The 19155-nt window shown below is 33.9% G+C and carries 12 protein-coding genes; 9 read left to right on the forward strand and 3 right to left on the reverse strand.

Features of this window, described 5'->3' with window-relative positions:
- Nucleotides 1-134: 134 nt before the first annotated feature.
- Nucleotides 135-1736, reverse strand: a complete 1602-nt coding sequence (gene gldJ, locus B5X64_RS03950) for a gliding motility lipoprotein GldJ (RefSeq protein ID WP_079464021.1) — start codon at nucleotides 1734-1736, stop codon at nucleotides 135-137.
- A 165-nt stretch (nucleotides 1737-1901) separates the two neighbouring features.
- Between gldJ and porU the strand changes: the two genes are divergently transcribed.
- The 3 genes from porU to B5X64_RS03965 all read left to right on the forward strand — a co-directional run bounded on the left by porU (nucleotide 1902) and on the right by B5X64_RS03965 (nucleotide 9462).
- Complete coding sequence (porU, locus tag B5X64_RS03955; protein WP_079464022.1) at nucleotides 1902-5804, forward strand: type IX secretion system sortase PorU; 3903 nt, start codon at nucleotides 1902-1904, stop codon at nucleotides 5802-5804.
- A gap of 56 nt (nucleotides 5805-5860) precedes the next feature.
- Entirely contained in the window at nucleotides 5861-7027 is a 1167-nt protein-coding gene (gene porV / locus B5X64_RS03960; protein ID WP_079464023.1) for a type IX secretion system outer membrane channel protein PorV, read from the forward strand.
- Nucleotides 7028-7197: 170 nt separating this feature from the next.
- A complete protein-coding gene (locus tag B5X64_RS03965; RefSeq protein ID WP_079464024.1) occupies nucleotides 7198-9462 on the forward strand; it encodes an FUSC family protein in 2265 nt (754 codons plus the stop codon).
- On the opposite strand, the gene B5X64_RS03970 is transcribed toward B5X64_RS03965, so the two are convergent.
- Both B5X64_RS03970 and B5X64_RS03975 read right to left on the reverse strand, forming a co-directional pair.
- A complete protein-coding gene (locus B5X64_RS03970; protein WP_079464025.1) occupies nucleotides 9443-10057 on the reverse strand; it encodes a 4'-phosphopantetheinyl transferase family protein in 615 nt (204 codons plus the stop codon). The two genes, B5X64_RS03965 and B5X64_RS03970, sit on opposite strands and share 20 nt — an antisense overlap.
- A gap of 378 nt (nucleotides 10058-10435) precedes the next feature.
- Entirely contained in the window at nucleotides 10436-10966 is a 531-nt protein-coding gene (locus B5X64_RS03975; RefSeq protein WP_079464026.1) for a HugZ family pyridoxamine 5'-phosphate oxidase, read from the reverse strand.
- Nucleotides 10967-11128: 162 nt separating this feature from the next.
- On the opposite strand from B5X64_RS03975, the gene ahcY reads away from it, so the two are divergent.
- From ahcY to B5X64_RS04005, 6 genes are all read left to right on the forward strand, one after another.
- Nucleotides 11129-12442, forward strand: a complete 1314-nt coding sequence (ahcY, locus tag B5X64_RS03980; RefSeq protein ID WP_079464027.1) for an adenosylhomocysteinase — start codon at nucleotides 11129-11131, stop codon at nucleotides 12440-12442.
- A gap of 135 nt (nucleotides 12443-12577) precedes the next feature.
- A complete protein-coding gene (locus tag B5X64_RS03985) occupies nucleotides 12578-13384 on the forward strand; it encodes a hypothetical protein (protein ID WP_079464028.1) in 807 nt (268 codons plus the stop codon).
- A 361-nt stretch (nucleotides 13385-13745) separates the two neighbouring features.
- Nucleotides 13746-14138: an inner membrane protein YiaA gene (gene yiaA, locus B5X64_RS03990; protein WP_079464029.1), complete on the forward strand. Its 393-nt coding sequence runs from the start codon at nucleotides 13746-13748 to the stop codon at nucleotides 14136-14138.
- A 71-nt stretch (nucleotides 14139-14209) separates the two neighbouring features.
- On the forward strand, nucleotides 14210-15979 hold the full coding sequence (locus tag B5X64_RS03995; protein ID WP_079464030.1) for a BspA family leucine-rich repeat surface protein: 1770 nt from the start codon (nucleotides 14210-14212) through the stop codon (nucleotides 15977-15979).
- A gap of 19 nt (nucleotides 15980-15998) precedes the next feature.
- Nucleotides 15999-17549 (forward strand): BspA family leucine-rich repeat surface protein, encoded by a 1551-nt coding sequence (locus B5X64_RS04000; RefSeq protein ID WP_139377597.1) that lies wholly within the window; start codon nucleotides 15999-16001, stop codon nucleotides 17547-17549.
- Nucleotides 17550-17638: 89 nt separating this feature from the next.
- Nucleotides 17639-19147, forward strand: coding sequence for a BspA family leucine-rich repeat surface protein (locus tag B5X64_RS04005; protein WP_079464032.1), 1509 nt, complete (start codon nucleotides 17639-17641; stop codon nucleotides 19145-19147).
- Nucleotides 19148-19155 lie beyond the last annotated feature (8 nt).

Here is a 19155-nt window from a genome sequence, read left to right on the forward strand (position 1 = left end):
GTTTTTTCGGAAGTCGTATGCATCATCAAATCTATGTCGTATTTTATGATTTTTAAGCAAAGCGATTTCAAGTTTCAAAAATAAAAAAACCTCCTGAAAGTACAGGAGGTTTTTTATAAGTATTTTGATAAATATTATCTTCTTGTTCTAGCTTTTTCGCTTTCTCTAGCATCTTGTGCAACACGGAAACCGATCCAACCATAACCAGCTGACTGATTTTTGTATCTTCTCTGTCCCGGATCCAACCAATATGCTGAATCTTGCCAAGAACCACCTTTCACAACTCTGATATCGTTAGAAATAGCTGAAGTTCTGTCTTTAGTATCTTTTTGCAATATTACTTTACCATTTGCATCAACAACAAACTTTGTAGTTGGAGCATTGTACATATCGTAAGATGCAGCAGAATCGCTTGCATTTCTGTAATCTAACGAAGACTGTCTGTCACCATCTCTATAGTTTCTGTAATCTGCGATAGTTTGTCTTTCAAACTGACCAGGTAAGTTTTTGTAAACCAATCTTCCGTCAGCTAAAGTATCGTATTTCATGTTACCTTCTTCTACCATTTTGTAAGTTCCGTCACCGTTTCTTACGATAGCTTGAGGCATATTTCCTCTATAATAATTGAAGTCGCTTCCAGATTCGTCGATGATTGGTCTGTAAACATCTGCCGTCCATTCAGCAACGTTTCCAAACATACCATAAATACCGATATTGTTTGAAGGGAATTTTCTTACGTCTGCAGTTTGAGCAGCACCGTCATTTTTCCATCCAGCAGGACCTGAGTAATCACCTCTTCCTTGCTTGAAGTTTTCAAGGATCATCCCTCTATTTTTACCTTTGGTACCTCTAAGAAGGTCTACCTGAGGTTTTTTCTCTAAGTAACTGTTGTACTCTCTGTTTTTTTCCATACCTAAAGCAGCAAATTCCCACTCTACTTCAGAAGGAAGTCTGAATTTGGTAACCATCGCTGCATTTGGAGCTCCGTTTGCAGCTTGAATTCTTTGGTTGGTCGTTTTCATACCAGTCCTTTGATTCAATCTTTGTTGGTTGATGTAACCTTGCATTTCAGGATCATTCGATTTGAATTTATCCATATTGAAAGCGGTTCCACCTTGGTTATTAGATTCGTTGATGTACAAATCTTTTGCAATTACACCTGCTTGCATCAAAGCTTTTTCGTTTGCTCTGTCTGTCAACCATTCGCAATATCTGTTTGCTTGAGTCCAAGAGACTCCTACTACTGGATAATAATCATAGTTTTGATCTCTGAAATAAGTTTCATTAAAATCATTTCTAGATAATTTATTATCCCATAACAAAGTATCCGGTAAAGCACCGTTGTAAATTTCTTTATAACTAGGATCACTTGGTGGGAATACATACTTCAACCATGTAAGGTATTCGCGGTATTCGTAGTTAGTAATCTCAGTTTCACCGATAAAGAACGAACTTACCTGCATTCTGCGAGGCGAGTTATTCCAATCGTGCATTACATCATCTTTCACTAATCCCATTGTAAAAGTTCCCCCTTCGACATATACCATTCCCGGCCAACCTTTTTGCTTCTGTTGCTTTCCTGCAAAGAACCAACCCTGTTTTTCGTTTGGTTTCCAACCTGTCTTGCTGACAAATTTTTTAGTACCCCCGCCTCCGGAAGTTCCTGAACCACCACAGCTGGTTAATGCAAGTGTAGAACTCAATGCTATTAATGAAAACAACTTTAGTTTTTTCATAGTCGATATAAATATTATTCAAAGTACAAAGAAAAAATAAATTATTCAATAAATCAAATAAAGATTTGATTTTTTTGAAATATCTTAACAAATTAATTTTATGGTATCACATATTAATTATAAAATTTTCATTTATTTTGTAATTTAGAAATTTCAAACATAAACATGAGACTTAAAATCACTATTTTACTTATATTATCCTTTGTATCAATCACTTGGGGTCAGCGAGTAAACATTAATTGGGCTGGAGCCAAAATTCAAGATTATGGTGAAGCTAAACTTAATCTTCCGAGCTTTACAAATGAAGGCTTTTCTTATACCCAAAATAATATCTTCATCATCAACAGCCAAAAAGCAGGAGAAAGACAACTTCAGGTTTCAAATTTTGCTTGGGAAGCGGTTTCTAAAAAAGATCTATACGAGTTAGACCCTAATTTCATTCACGAAAGTGATGTGTCAGATATTGATTATTATTATCTTGAAGGTGAGCGTCATGCAAGTGTACGCGTTGGTTTATTTAAAAAAACTAAAGGCAAAATTGAAAGATTGTCTTCATTTAGTATATCTGAAAGCAATGCACCTATGCCAATGAATGCAAGTAAGGTCGGTACAAGCCAAAATCCTCTATCAAGCGGAACTTTTTATAAAATTAAAGTTGATAAATCTGGAGTTTTTAAAATAACGGCTCAGTTTTTAAGAGATAATGGAATGAATCCATCCAATATTAATCCTAAAAACTTCAGAATTTATGGAAATGGTGGAATCATGCTTCCTGAGTTTAACCAAGACGTGAAGTATAGTGCTTTGCAAGAAAACGCAATTCAGGTAGTAGGAGAAGATGATAATGTATGGAATGATGGCGACTATGCACTTTTTTATGCTCAAGGTCCTAATGGATACAATTTATACAATACAGCAAATGGCAATGGCATTAAGAGAAAGGAGTTCAGAAGTGATCGCAGTGAAAATCTAAAAAACATCTATGAAGATTTTTCTTATTATTATATTAATTTCGACAAAGGTGCAGGAAAAAGAGTAATGCCTGTTGATGTAAATTTACCTGCATCCCAATTAATCACTAGATTTGATAATTATCAGGTGATCAATAATGACCAAAGAAACTTATTAAAGGTAGGTAGAACCTGGGTAGAAGATCAAGGATTTATTACGGACAAGGCGGTTACTTTTAATTTAAATTCTCCAGTTCAGGCAGGTGAAATTGTAAGATATAAAACTCAGGTTATTGGTTGGAGGTCACAAAAAAATAGTATTTCTTTTAATGTTAATAGCCAATCTCCCTCTACCACCACTATCCCTGAGAATCCGCCAAATTATTCCTATGATTTTTACCCTTTGAATTATTCCGGAACAACTACTGCTATTTCTGGCAACGAGATCACCATTAATTACTCTCCCAATATTTCAATCAACCCCAATGGAACTTTTCACCTTGATTATGCAGAAATACAGTACAAAGACGATTTAAAATTCAACGGTTCTCAGATAAATTTCAGAGATTTCTCTTTGGCTACCGGTACAAATACAAATTATGGCTTTAGTATTTCCAACGTAGGCAATTTGGAGCAGGTTTGGGATGTTACAGATATCACCAATGCCAACAGACGAGTAAACAAAGCTATCGGAAGCGGAAATTTCAATTTTGGTTACACAACTTCTGATCTTAATTTTAATAATGAATTTGTTGCTTTCAGAGCTGATGCGGCTTTTTCTCCTCAATTTGTAGGAAGAATTGCCAATCAAAATCTTTCAGCATTACAAAATGTAGATTATTTGATTATCACAACTCCTCAAATGATGGCACAAGCTCAGCGAATTGCTAATTATCATCAGACGAAAAACAATTTTAATGTTCAGATTGTCGACACCGATAAAATCTACAATGAGTTTGGAAGCGGAAGTAAAGACCTTACCGCAATAAGAGATTTTGTAACCAAACTAAACACACCATTAGGAAGTTTAAAATACGTGTTCATATTAGGAGATACTTCTTATGACTACAAAAACAGAATTCCAAATAATTCAAATATAGTTTCGAGCTATCAAAGTGAAGCTTCAAGAGAATTTGAAACCTCTTTCGTTACCGACGACTATATTGTAATGACTAAACCGCAAACTTCCTCAGATGTATCATTCAGTCTTCCTGATCTGCCAATAGGCCGTTTACCAGCAGCCAATCCTACGGAAGCTGCTAATATGGTTGATAAAACTTTAGCCTACTATAACTCACTTCCAGGACAGTCTTCACCTTTCGGAGAATGGAGAATGAAGCTCGATTTTATAGTGGATGACAATGGAGAAGGAGGTGGTGCTTTCCATAATGTAATGAATAATACTCTGGTAAATACATTTGAAATTCCGTTAGTCAACACTTTGAAAGAATACAATGTAAGAAAACTTTACTTAGATGCTTTTCAGGCACAAAGTACAGCGGGAGGTCAGAGATACCCTCAGGTAAATCAGGCAATCTCTAATGATATTGGTAATAGTCTTTACTTATTTTATTTCGGGCATGGAGGTATCAACGGGTGGGCTCAGGAAAGAGTGTTAACCACAGATGAGATCAACAACTCAAATAATTTTTCAAATGTTTATAGTAGATTCCCATTTGTATCAACAATTACTTGTGAATTTACACTTTGGGATGAGCCTTCTACTTTTTCGGCAGGAGAACAGTTTATTAAATTAAAACAAGGAGGTCCAGCCGCAATGATTACATCCAGTAGAGCAGTAAACGTAGATTATGGAAGAGACTTCACAGATCTTTATACAAAAGAAATGTTTAAAATGATTGGTGATGATTTTAACACGATTGGGAACTCTCATTTGAATGCAAAAAAATTAAAAAATGGAAATACCAATCATGTAAAAGTAAATCTATTGGGAGATCCAGCAATGAAACTAAGCAGGCCACAGAGACTATTGGTTATAGATGGTATTGAAACTCCTGTTCCCGGATTAATAAGAGGTTTAGATTTTGTAAAAGTGAAAGGTCATATTAATAATACAAACGGAACGGTAAATACCACTTTTAACGGAAGAGTTGTGATTAATATTTTCGATAAAAAACTAAACAAGACGACTCTCAACAATGATAATTCTGGAGAATTAAACCCCGTTTTAAGCTACAAAGAAGAAGGAAGTGCTATTGTAAAAGCTTCAGGAACGGCAGTAAATGGAGTTTTCACCGTAGAATTTTATGTCCCTAAAGATATTAATTATACTGTTGGAGAAGGTAGAATTTTAGGATATGCAGATAATAAATCAATTGATGTATTCGATAATCAGTTTGTACAGGTAGGAGATATTAATCCTAATGGAATTAATGATAATGAACCTCCAAAAATAAAATTGTACATGAACAATACCAATTTTGCTAATGGAGGTATTACCAATCAAAACCCTATGCTTTTAGCGTGTTTGAATGACGATACCGGAATAAACTCTACAGGATCAGGTGTTGGTCACGATATTACAGTATATTTAGATGGTCAAATTATCAACACGGTTGTTTTAAATGATTTCTTTTCTTCAGGTGAAGGAAACGGATGTATTAATCCTGCTTTGGCAGACTATCAAAAAGGGAATGTAACCTATCCTTTTAGAAACTTAGCGTTAGGTCAACATCAATTAACATTTAAAGTTTGGGACATCAACAATAATTCTACAACTGAAACGTTAAACTTTGAGGTTAAAGACGAGGCCGATCAACACTTAGTTATCAACAGACCATTAAACTGGCCCAACCCTTTTACCAACAAAACATACGTTCAATTTGAACATAATTGTGATGATATTTTAGATGTAAACGTTCAAATTTATACAATTACAGGAAAAATGGTAAGAACTTTAACAAATGTTGTAGTTGCAGAACCGTTCCTACAGGGCTTTAGAACGCCACGTCAGGCAATTGAATGGGACGGAAAAGACGATTTTGGTGACACAGTAGCAAAAGGTACGTATATTTTTAAGATATTTGCAAAAAGTCAAAATCAAGAAAAATGCAAAGGAAGTGCTACAGCTGTAGAAAAAATGGTACTTTTGAAGTAAATAAATAATTAATCGAGAATATCAATAAAAAACTGATAATATATAAAAGACAACATATGAATTTAACTACTAAACTGCTTTTAGGGATTGGTTTGAGTGCTGGTTTTTTAAGCTATGCACAAGACCTGAGTCAGGTAAGACCTGTTTTAACTGGAGCTCCATTCCTTAGAATTGCACCAGATGCAAGATCAGGAGGTATGGGAGATCAGGGTGTGGTAACTTCTCCTGATGCGTTTTCTCAGTTTTGGAATGCGGCAAAATATCCTTTTAGCAGAACAAGTTCTTCTGTAGGTTTAAACTACACTCCATATATGGGAAAATTAACCAACGATGTATTTTTATTGTACGGTGCTTTCCATAAATTTTTAGGTCAGGAAGAAAGATCTACTATTTCTGCAAGTATCTATTACTTCAATATGGGGGAAGTAGAACTTACTGAGCTTGGTGTAGACAATACGGTAACATCTAATGGGGTTTCAAAGCCAAACGAAATGTCGATTGACGTTGCCTATGCTTTGAAATTATCAGATTCATACTCTATGGCGGTTACAGGTAGATTCATTCGTTCAGATTTATCTGGAGGATTCAACACAGATACTACCCTAAAACCAGCAAATACTTTTGCGGTAGACGTTTCAGGTTACTATACCTCTCCAAAGTTTTCTAGCTTCGGAAATTATGATGGTAAGGTAAATGCAGGTTTTTCAGTTACAAACTTAGGTCCTAAATTAGACTACACAGGTGATGAGGCTTCTAGATCTTATCTTCCTACAATGGCTAGATTGGGTATTGGTTACGACATGTATCTTGATGATATGAACAGAGTAGGTCTTTCTGTAGAAGGATCTAAAATCTTGGTTCCGGGATCAGAATTTGTAGGTACAGACCCTAATACAAGACAGCCAATGTACCAAGTTCCAAACGTTGGTGTAATGGCAGGTATCGGAAAATCTTTCAAAAACACCAATTCAATTATGTATAGTGGTGCATTAGAATATTCTTATGACAATGCATTTGCGGTAAGAGGAGGTTATTTCCACGAAAGTGAAGAGCAGGGAGCAAGACAGTTTGCAACTGCAGGTATTGGTTTAAAGTATCGTTCTTTCGGTCTTGATGTATCTTACTTGATCAATATGTCTAAAATTAATACAGCATTAGATAACACTATTCGTTTCGGTTTAACTTGGAACATCGGTGATGAAACTTCAAATGTAGATTATTAAAAAACATACTATAAAAAGTTTTGAAAAGTCTCATTTTTATGAGGCTTTTTTTTGTTGAAAAATTTTCACCATTTTTTTATCCGTTGATTTTAATGAAAAATTAATTTAAAATTCACAAATCACTTCCAAAGTAAAATTGACAATTCACATTTAACCCCTATTTTTGTAATATGAACTATTCTTCGGAGCTCAAAAAAATCGTAACCAGCCAATATGTATATTCTTCAATAAGAATTACATTGGCGACGGTGATTCCGTGTTTAGTTCTCTCTTACTTTGGCTTGCTCAAAGATTACTTTCTTTTTCCTTTGGGAACAAGCTTTGTAGCATTGACTGATCAACCGGGACCATTTATCAGACGTAGAAATTCATTGACATTTGCTATATTCTGCTTTGTAGTTGTTGCAACAATCGCGAGTCTGGTGAAAGGAATTATTCCGCTTGTTCTTCTGGAAGTCATCGTTTTCGGAATGTTTTTCTCATTAATTGGAGTGTACGGGCAGAGATTGGCAGCTGTAGGTTCTTTAGCCTTAGTTGTTTTAGCCATTTTTATCGATGGTCATTTAACAGGAGCAAATATCCTGAAAAGTTTAGTGATTTTTGCAGCCGGATGCATTTGGTTTTTACTGATTTTCCTTATAGTTACTACGATTCAGCCCTATAAGTTAGCAAGTCAGATGATTGGTGAAAACTATCTTCAACTTGCAGAATTTCTTAAGATTAAAGCAAATTATTATCAGAAAAATCCAGATTTCGATAAACTTAGTTTACAAGTCATAGCAAAACAGATCGGCATTAAAAACCTTCAGGAAGAAACCCGTGAAACTGTTTTTAAAACAAGAACCATCGTTAATGAATCTACCACTTTGAGCAGATTATTAATGTTGATGTTTTTGAACTCTATGGATCTTCATGAAAAGCTGATGACCTCTGAAAGCGATTACAAAAAACTGCAGGAAAGTTTTGAAGACACAGAAATTTTAGTTAAAATACACGATTACCTTAATATTCTCTCAGATGAAATCGCCAATATTGGGATCGCTCTGCAAAGCAGCACGCGCGCAAGACCTATATTCAATTTAGACGCAAGTTTTCATGAGCTTAATGTACATTATTTCGAATTGAGAAATAAAGAAATGACTCCCGAGAACTTGGAAAATTTCATGATTTTGCGTCAAATTATGATGCGTATCAATGAAATAACTAAAGAAATCAGTGAGATTTATAAAGTTTTTTCTCAGAATGTAAGGTTGGCCAAAAGTCTTTCTACAGGTTTAGATTTAAAGAAATTTATGCCTAAAGAAGAGAAAATTAATTTTAAAGTTTTAAAAAGTAATATTTCTCTGACCTCATCTCATTTCAGACATGCGATAAGAATTACCATTGCATTGTTGTTAGGATATTTGGTTTCTTTACTTCCGTTTATAGAAATCGGTCATACTTATTGGATTTTAATTACCATTGTTGCCATTTTAAAACCAGCCTACTCTATCACAAAACAAAGAAATTTTCTGCGTTTTTGTGGAACCGTTGTAGGTGCTGTCATTGCCTATGCCTTACTGCATTTCATTCATGTTAATGCAATACTTTTAGCGATTCTTCTTTTAAGCATGATTTTATGTTTCAGTTTATTGAAAGGCAGATATTTTTGGGCGGTCTTGTTTATGACGATTTATGTTTTTATGAGTTTTAATTTCTTAAATCCTGGAAATGTAAATGTTATTTTTAAAGACCGAATTGCAGATACTTTTATTGCCGGAATTATTGCGTTTTTGGTTTCATATATCGTACTTCCGGTTTGGGAACATACGCAGAATTTAGATTTAATGAAAAAATCTGCAGAATCTAATCTCACCTATTTTCATAGCGTAATGTCTAAATTTTTGAACGAAAATTTTAATCTAGAAGACTATAAAGTAAAACGTAAAAATGCAATTATTTCATTAGCCAATCTTTCTGATAATTTCCAGAGAATGATCTCTGATCCTAAAAATCAGCAGAAAAAACTCGAAGTCGTACATCAGTTTGTGGCAACTTCACACTTGATTACAGCATATACGGCTTCATTATCTCAATACGCCAAAAGCAATCAGGAATATCCGGAAATAGACTCTGAAAGCTGGAGCAAAAAAATAGAATCTGAAATGCATCAGATATCAGCAATACTCAATGGAGATAAAATCCCGGAAGCTTTAAGAATGGACAGTCGCCTTGAGCCTGAAGATTCTTCGATTGAAGATATGCTTCACAAAAGAAAAACTGAACTTTTAGAAAAAGAGCATTTCGATACAAGAGACCCAAATAAAATCTCTCATTTAACCGAACTGAAAAATATTCATGATATTTTAGAATTGATTTATGATGTTGCCAAAGAACAGCGAAAGGTAATCGAAAAGTACAGGAACGAAGAAAACTCTACTCTTCCACAACCGTAAAGCAGTACTCGTCAAAAAATTCAACTCTTGCTTTAAGTTCGTCTGAAATCTGGTCATCATGCACTCTGCACTTTATAGAATGAAGATGTTTTAGTTCAAAAGGTCTTACTTCGTAATGTTTTTTCAGCGACCAGTGTTTGGAATGGTGAATTTTGTACATGCTTTCTTTCACGCTCCAGATAATCGTATAGAAAACTACTTCGGTATCAAAAGGAATAAAACCTCTTTCATTTTCGTACGTGAATTTGTCAATAACCCTTAAAATTTTAGGATTAAATTTTTCAATATCAATCCCAATTTTATTCTTAGAAATGGCAATTGCTGCAAAAGGATAAGAATGCGTGATAGAAATTTCGGCATCTTTCGGCGATAGAAACGGTTCTCTTTCTTTATACAGAATTTTTGAATTAGGCTTTATACTTTTTAAAAGTTTTCTGACCATTAAAACTTCCAGCAATTTTTTAGGATGATAATCTTTTACTTTTTCTGCATTTTCGGGTTCTAAAAGCTCATCAATATTGAGTTCATCATTCTCGTCATATTTCCAGACAAGAATGATTGCAGTATCATCAGAAAAATCTCGGTAAAGAGGCATGGGGTTGTTTATTGGGTAAAATTAGTGAAAAAATTTTGGTTGGATGATGGAGATTTTACTATTAAATGTTTTTAGACGCAAAGGTTTATTAATCGTTAAGCTAAATTTAAGGAGCAAAGAATAATCAACAAAGTTGATTTGATGAAGCGTTTGTTTTATACGTAAGCTTCATCTGCAACTTGTCGCAACCCTTTGCTCCTTAAATAATACAGTTTTCAAAATAAATCTTTGCGTTAAAAAAAAGACAAACAGAGCGCAAAAAAAATTCACTTAAATCCTAAGACCTAAGTGAATTTGAATATTATTTAAAAACTAGACTAATAAAGCGCAAAGTATTAAACTTCCCACTTCCATCATCCAGCTTTCATTTAAATCAATTTATTTCGACTGGTGATTCACATCATTTCTGTGCTCCATAATCTCAAGATTTTCATCTACAAAATAAGCACTTCCGAAACCATTTACATAAGAACCTTTCACAGGATGAAGTCCGATTAAGATGAAATCTTTCATTTCAGAAATTACATCTACCACTTTTCCGTGAGTTTCTTTCAACTGAGAAACAACTGTATTCCAAGTTTCAGAATCTCTTTCAACCTGAGAAGTAGAAGCTTCAATCGTTAATCTTTCTCTTGCATAAATTTGCTTTGTAGCAGACTCATCTTCGATGAACATAATAGAAGTTTTTCTTCCGTCAGCAAGATTTTTGGTGTGCTTTGCCATGAAAGAAACTAAAATATAAAAAGTATTTTCTACTTGTACAAAAGGAGCGTAGCTAGAATTAGGTGTTCCTTCAGCATCTACGGTTGCCAAAATGATACTTTTTGTTCTTTCTACCAATTCTTTTACTTTAGGGGCAAGAGGTTTTGCCTGTCTTTGAGCTTCTTCCTGAGTATTTGTATGATTCATAATAGAGATTTATTTTATGCAAAAATACACTATTTAGATTTAAAACAAATAAAATTAGCTCTGTAATATCTCATAAAAAGGAAGTTCAAAGCTTGTTTTTGTATCTAAATTATATGTTGTAATTTTGCATTTTATAATTAGAAATTAAATTATTCATAAGATATGAGTACAACAACACAATACGTTCCTTATAAAGTTAAGGATATTTCTCTTGCAGAATGGGGAAGAAAAGAAATTACTTTGGCTGAAGCAGAAATGCCAGGTTTGATGTCTATCCGTGAAGAATACGGACCATCTCAACCATTAAAAGGAGCTAGAATCGCAGGATGTCTTCACATGACTATTCAAACTGCAGTTTTAATCGAAACTTTGGTTGCACTTGGTGCTGAAGTTACTTGGTCTTCTTGTAACATTTTCTCTACACAAGATCACGCTGCTGCTGCGATTGCTGCTGCAGGAATCCCTGTTTACGCTTGGAAAGGTCTTAACGAAGAAGAATTTGACTGGTGTATCGAGCAGACTTTATTCTTTGGTGAAAACAGAAAACCATTAAACATGATTTTGGATGATGGTGGAGATCTTACAAACATGGTTTTTGATAAATACCCAGAATTTACAAAAGATATCAAAGGACTTTCTGAAGAAACTACAACTGGTGTTCACAGATTGTACGAAAGAATGAAGAACGGAACTTTGGTAATGCCTGCAATCAACGTAAATGATTCAGTGACTAAATCTAAATTCGACAATAAATATGGGTGTAAAGAATCTGCAGTAGATGCTGTAAGAAGAGCTACAGACCTTATGTTAGCTGGAAAAAGAGTGGTAGTTTGCGGATACGGAGACGTAGGTAAAGGTACTGCTGCATCTTTCAGAGGAGCTGGTTCTATCGTTACTGTTACTGAGATCGATCCAATTTGTGCGCTTCAGGCTGCAATGGACGGTTTTGAAGTAAAAAGATTAGATACTGTAGTTGATAACGCAGATATCATCATCACCACTACTGGTAACTTTAACATCGTAAGAGGAGAGCATTTCCTTAAAATGAAAGATAAAGCTGTTGTTTGTAACATCGGTCACTTCGATAACGAAATCGATATGGCTTGGTTAAACGAAAATTACGGTTCTACAAAATCTGAAGTTAAGCCTCAAGTAGATATCTACACCATCGAAGGTAAAGAAGTAATTATTCTTGCTGAAGGTAGATTGGTAAACCTTGGTTGTGCAACAGGTCACCCATCTTTTGTAATGTCTAACTCTTTCTCTAACCAGACTTTAGCTCAGATCGAATTATGGACAAACTCTGCTGCTTACGGAAACGAAGTTTACATGCTTCCTAAGCACTTAGATGAAAAAGTAGCTGCTCTTCACCTTAAGAAATTAAGCGTTGAACTAGAAGTTCTTTCTACTGAACAAGCTGAATACATCGGTGTTGACGTGAAAGGGCCTTTCAAACCTGAGTATTACAGATACTAAAAAATGTTATGCTGAGCTCTGCAAAGCATTTCAGATAAATTATAAAATCCCATTATTCAAAAAGTGGGATTTTTTATTTTTAATAGTGAAAAAATTCTCTAGGGAATTCTTACTTTTGAAAACTAAAATTTAAAAATGAAGAAGTATTTTTTCCTGAGTTTAATGAGCTCTGTCGTATTCTTTAACAGTTGTAGCGATACAGCTGAAGATGAATTAATTACAGACCCTCTACAACAAAAAACTTTATTGAGTAAAGTTACTACTGTTTATTATGATAACCCAGCAAGTACTGAAACTACGGTAGCAACATTCGAATACAATAATCAGGGACAATTGATTAAAGTTTTATCCGAAGGAGTATCTTCAGTTTTCGAATATGACCCAGCAGGAAAGCCTTTAAAAACAAACTATTATAAAACTGACGGAACATTAGAATACTACTCTCTTTATACCTACAATGGTGAAGAACTTGTAAACACCAAAGCAATTTACAGTAATCCTGATTTTAACCGTACAATCAATTATACCTACAACAACGGTAAAATTGCAACTTCTACTCTTTGCCAATCGGCAAATTGCTCTAACCCGAGTACTTCAGCATATACTTACAATGGCGAAAATATTACTGTAGAGACGTCAGTATTTGGAGGTACTTTTTCTACAAGTAATAAACATGAATATTTATATGACAACAAATTGAATCCTTTTACTTATACAAACAAATACTTTAAAATATCAATCGGTGGTGCTTATGTATTAAGCAAAAATAATTACACTTCAGAGAAAATCAGCTTTAAAGACAGTGCAGGAAACTGGGTGCCGAATCAAAATGTGGTATATGAGATTACGTATAATAGTGTTCAATTACCCACACAAGTCATTGGAAAAAGCCTAAGTGGAGCTAATTACGTAAAGTATAATTACGAATATATTACTCAATAAAACCAGTCAAAACTTTCCTTTATGGAGCATTTTTTTATTAATATTTTTCAAACTCTCAAACACACTCACTCTCCTACGCTCAAACTCTATTTCAGGAGCTATTTCCCGCTGTCCACTGTATCTTTTTTCTCCAAAGCTAAACCTCATAGGTTTTGAAAACCTATGAGGTTTCTCCATTCCTAAAAAAAAGGATGTCGTTCCTATCGGGGCTAATATTGTATCGCGAACTTCAATAATACAATTGCATCAATTGAAATAGATGACTTTGATTTTATAAAAAATAAAACTCTTATGAGATAATCGTTAACATTAATTTAAAAAATAATATATTTGAATCAATAATAAACAAAAATAACATTTAATGAAAAAACAAGGAGTTTCAAATGCATTCGTAGCGGCATCGTGGATTGCTTTAGGAGCAGGAATGGTTGGTTTTATTGTAGGTTTGGTAAGAGCAGAAATGCTGCTTAACGAAAAAGGGTACTACTTCACCATCCTACTTTACGGTTTATTTGCCGTAATTTCTTTACAAAAAGCAGTTCGTGACAGATTAGAAAACATCAAAGTAACCGATATCTATTACGGAATTTGTTGGTTTGCTACCATATCATCTATTGTTCTGTTGACTATAGGATTATTCAATGCAACCATTTTACCGAGTGAAAAAGGATTTTATGCTTTTGCATTTTTACTGGCTTTATTCGGTGCAATCGCCGTTCAGAAGAATACCCGAGACAATATGATGCAGGAATAGAATAACTTAGGCTCACCAAATTTGGTGAGTTTTTTTATTTTATATATCTTTATATTTCACAAAATATTGATATGTTAAAAAAACTTTTACCATTTTTTTTCTTAATAGTCTTTCATTTCCTGAAAGCGCAGAACGAGTTTATTACCATCTGGAAACCGAGTGGAATAAACCCCAATATTACAACTACTGTAATTGCACCATCACAGGCAAATTCAAACCAGATTTGGTTTCCCGGGACGGGAACAAATTATACCATTCAATGGGAAGAAATAAATTTTCCTCAGCATAATGGAACTTTAACGAATGTAACTTCTACTGGTCAAATTTTAATCAATTTTGGAACTCCTTTAAATCCAACACCAAATCAGGCGACTTATCGTGTAAAAGTAAGTAATGGAAACGGAGTTTTTAATAAAATTCAATTTGCTTCTTTCACCTTAGACTCAGGCGGAGCCAAAATCTGGTCTCACCTTGGTAATTCAGACAAGATTCTTGAGATATCGCAATGGGGCAATATACAATGGGCATCGATGTTTAATGCATTTTCGCATTGCCAAAGTTTACAGTTAACGGCTACAGATTCTCCGAATTTAACGAATGTTGAAAATGCTTCACATCTATTTTTTAACGCCAGCAGCTTTACTGGAAATTCTTCAATGGCAAACTGGAATACTTCTCATGTAAAAGATTTCAGCTTTATGTTTGCTCATACAAATATGTATCAGCTTGCAGATACATTTAATCCTTCCATTGGAAATTGGAATACCTCATCAGCAACAAATTTTAAATCATTGTTTGAAAACAGAAAAGCTTTTAATCAAAACCTAAATTCTTGGAACACCTCAAGTGTTACCAATATGAGTTCTTTGTTTGCCGGCTGTACTACTTTCAATCACCCCCTGAACAGTTGGAACACTTCAAATGTTACAGATATGTCTCTTATCTTTAATAAGATTCCTAATTTTAATCAACCATTAAACAATTGGAATACTTCAAAAGTTACCAATATGAGCGCTATGTTTGAAGGCTGTACTATCTTTAATCAACCTCTTAATAATTGGAATACCTCAAATGTTACCAATATGAGTTCTATGTTTGCTATATGTATTGCATTTAATCAACCACTTGATAATTGGAACACCTCAAATGTTACAGATATGAGTGCTATGTTTCATTTGATTCCTAATTTCAATCAACCCCTTAACAGTTGGAATACATCAAATGTTACCAATATATCTCATATGTTCCACAACTGCACAGCATTTAATCAACCTCTTGACAATTGGGACACCAGCAAGGTAACCGATATGAATGTTTTTCTGCAGGGAGCAGCAGCTTTTAATCAAACATTAGGAAGCTGGAATATTTCATCGCTTACTACAGCTTTGCTGGCAATTACCCAAACAGGAATAGATTGCACCAATTACAGTGATACTCTTGCAGGATGGGCAGATAATCCCAATACAGCGAATAATATTAATTTAGGTCCTCTTATGAACCTTATGTATTCGTCAACAATTATCAACAAGAGAAATACTCTTATTAATAAAGGATGGTTTTTTACCGGAGATCTTGCAGGTGAGTGTGAAAAACTTGCAGTGAATGAAATCAAACTAAAAAACAGTCTTTCAATTTATCCAAATCCGGCATCAGATTTTATTTATTTAAATAATGCTAAAGATGCAAAAAGTTACATCATAACAGATTCCAGCGGAAGAATCATATTGAAAGATTCTTTGGCTAAAGATTTTATAAATATTCAAAGTCTTAGCTCTGGAAATTATATTTTACAGATTGTAACTGGTAAAAATATTGAGAATTTTAAGTTTATTAAAAAGTAATTTATTAAAAATAAAAAATATGCTAAAAAAATTATCCGCTCTTATCCTATTAGTATTTTTAGGACAATTTGCAAAAGCACAAAACGAATTTATTACCATCTGGAAACCTACAACCGCAATCAATATGGATGAAATGGTTGCTGCACCCCATCAGGTTTTAGCGAATCAAATATGGTTTCCCGGAGTAGGACAAAACTATACCATAAATTGGGAAGAAATAGGCTATCCTCAACACAACGGGACGATGCCCAACGTTACTTCTACCACTCAGGTTTTGATAGACTTTGGAACCGCATTAAACCCTGTATCTGATGATGTAAAATACAGAGTAAAAGTAAGCAATGGGAACGGAATCTTTAAACAGATTCGTTTTGGTTTAATATACCCCAATACAATATCAGACCCAATACCTGTATTTGAAAATTTAGGAAGCATAGAAAGAATTCTTGAAGTGGAGCAATGGGGAAATATTCAGTGGATATCGATGTACAGCGCATTTGTAAACTGTAGAAATTTGAAAATCACTGCAACAGACACTCCAAATTTAAATAGCGTCACCGATGCCTCATATATGTTTTATAAGATCCATGCGCTTACTGTAAGTACATCTATTGCCAATTGGAACGTTACTACTATTAAAAACTTTAAAGGAATGTTTGGTGGAGTTGGTAGTTCTAATGATGATACATTTAATCCTCCAATAAGTAATTGGAATATTTCATCAGCTGAAAACTTGAGTCAGATGTTTGGAGGAAGACAGGTATTTAATCAAAACCTTAACGGTTGGAATACCTCGAACGTAAAAGATATGAGTCACTTATTTCAGGCAACTAAAGCTTTTAATCAGCCTTTAAACAATTGGAATACTTCAATGGTTACCGATATGTCTCACATGTTTTCTAATTCAGTTTTTAATCAATCTATAAACAGCTGGAATGTATCTAATGTAACTGATATTTCAGATATGTTTCATGATGCAGATTATTTTAACAAACCATTGTCATCTTGGAACACTAGTAATGTTCAAAATATGACCGCAATATTTGCTGGTGCAGACAGTTTTAATCAAGATTTAGGAAGCTGGGATCTTTCCTCACTTACCAATGCTTCATTAGCACTTAGTGGAAATTCAATAGATTGTGTTAATTACAGCTATACTATTGCAGGATGGGCACAAAACCCCAATACACCCAATAATATTTCGATATCTCCTTTGATGATGCTTTCGTATTCTCCTGATGTCGTTGTAGACAGAAATACATTGATCAGTAAAGGATGGACAATGTTTGGAGATACCTTAGGAAGCTGTCAAATCAAAGAAGGTCTTTCTACTTCTGAAACAACCAACCCCAAAATTTCTATTTACCCCAACCCGGCGCATGATATTATTTATTTAAAAAATATTTCTAATGTAAAAAGCTTTGTTATAACAGACCTAAGTGGCAGAATAGTAATGAAAGATTCTTTAAACAAAGATTCTATCAACATTCAGGATTTTACTTCTGGAACTTATATTTTAGAGCTTATATTTAAAGATAAAATACAGAGTTTAAAATTTATCAAAAAATAATATTATTTCAAAAAGAAGGTTCATAAAGAATTTAACAGTGGTTAAAATAAGAATTTCAGTTATCTGATAATATTTTCATTAAAATAATCATGCAAAAAATAATTACATTCATCATTTTTGTCATGCTTTTTCAACAGATAAAAGCACAGGATGAATTTATCATGATTTGGAAGCCATCCATTACCCAAACTTCCCCTTTAGTAAGCGGAACACCATCATCTTCTACACAGATTTGGCTTCCAGTAAGAGGAAATAATTTTAGCATTTATTGGGAAGAGATAGGCTATCCACAAAATCATTCTACCTTAACAAATATAAGTTCTGCATATCAGATACTAATTAATTTTGTTGAACCATTAAATCCTAATCCGGCAGATGCTACCTACAGGTTAAAAATCACCAATGGAAACGGAAATTTTCACAGCATCAGATTTGCAGACTCCACTTTATACCCCAATGGGACAGGTCTTGTAGGTGACAGTGACAAATTGCTCACTATTGAACAATGGGGCACAACTCCTTGGTCTACGATGAAACAAGCTTTCTCAATGTGTAGAAATATGGATATTACCGCAACTGATATTCCTAATTTGTCTAATATTACCTCTCTTCAAAACACATTTGTAGCGTGTAATAATTTAGTAGGAAATTCAAGTATGGCTAATTGGGACATTTCTAATGTAACAGATCTAAGCTTAACTTTCTCTGCGTGTCTTCTTTTTAATCAGCCTATTGGAAGTTGGAATACCAGCAACGTTACCTTAATGTCATCCACTTTTTCAACTGCAACAATATTTAATCAACCACTTTCAAACTGGAATACCTCGAAAGTTGAAGATACAGCAGCAATGTTTCTTAATGCTGTTGCCTTTAACCAACCTATCGGAAATTGGGATATGTCTAAAAACAAAAACATGGAGTTTATGTTTTACGGAACAAACTTCAATCTACCCTTAGCAAACTGGAATACTTCACAGGTTATCAAAATGTCTTACATGTTCAAAAATGCACCTTTATTTAATCAAAATATAGAAAACTGGAATACCAGTAATGTAGTGAATACCGAATTTATGTTTGAAAATGCAACAAATTTCAACCAAAATCTTGGAAATTGGAATTTAGCATCGCTTTCCACAGCGATGTTTATGCTTAATAATACAGGATTAGATTGTTTAAATTACAGCAGAACAATAAAAGGATGGTCATTAAACAGCATTACTCCAAATAATATTTATTTAGCGAATGTAAATCCATCAAAATATGCTTCAGATATAACGATTGATCGCAATAATCTTTTGGCAAAAGGATGGTTTTTTCAGGGAGATACTCTAGGATCATGTAGTGTTTTGAGTACATCTGAAGTTAATTCAAAAAATTTGCTTACAATTTACCCAAACCCGGTTACAGATTTCATTCATATTAAAAATTTAAAAAGCTCAAACTCTACATATAAAATCATTGATGCAAGCGGAAGAATTGTTTCGCAGGGAAAAGTAAGTGAAGACCAAATTGACATAAGAAATTTGGTAAAAGGAAATTACATTCTTCAGGTTAAAACACAGCAGGCAGTGAAAAATCTAAAATTTATCAAAAATTAAACCTACCA

Origin of the sequence: Chryseobacterium balustinum, assembly GCF_900168205.1 — a bacterium.
Lineage (GTDB): Bacteria > Bacteroidota > Bacteroidia > Flavobacteriales > Weeksellaceae > Chryseobacterium > Chryseobacterium balustinum.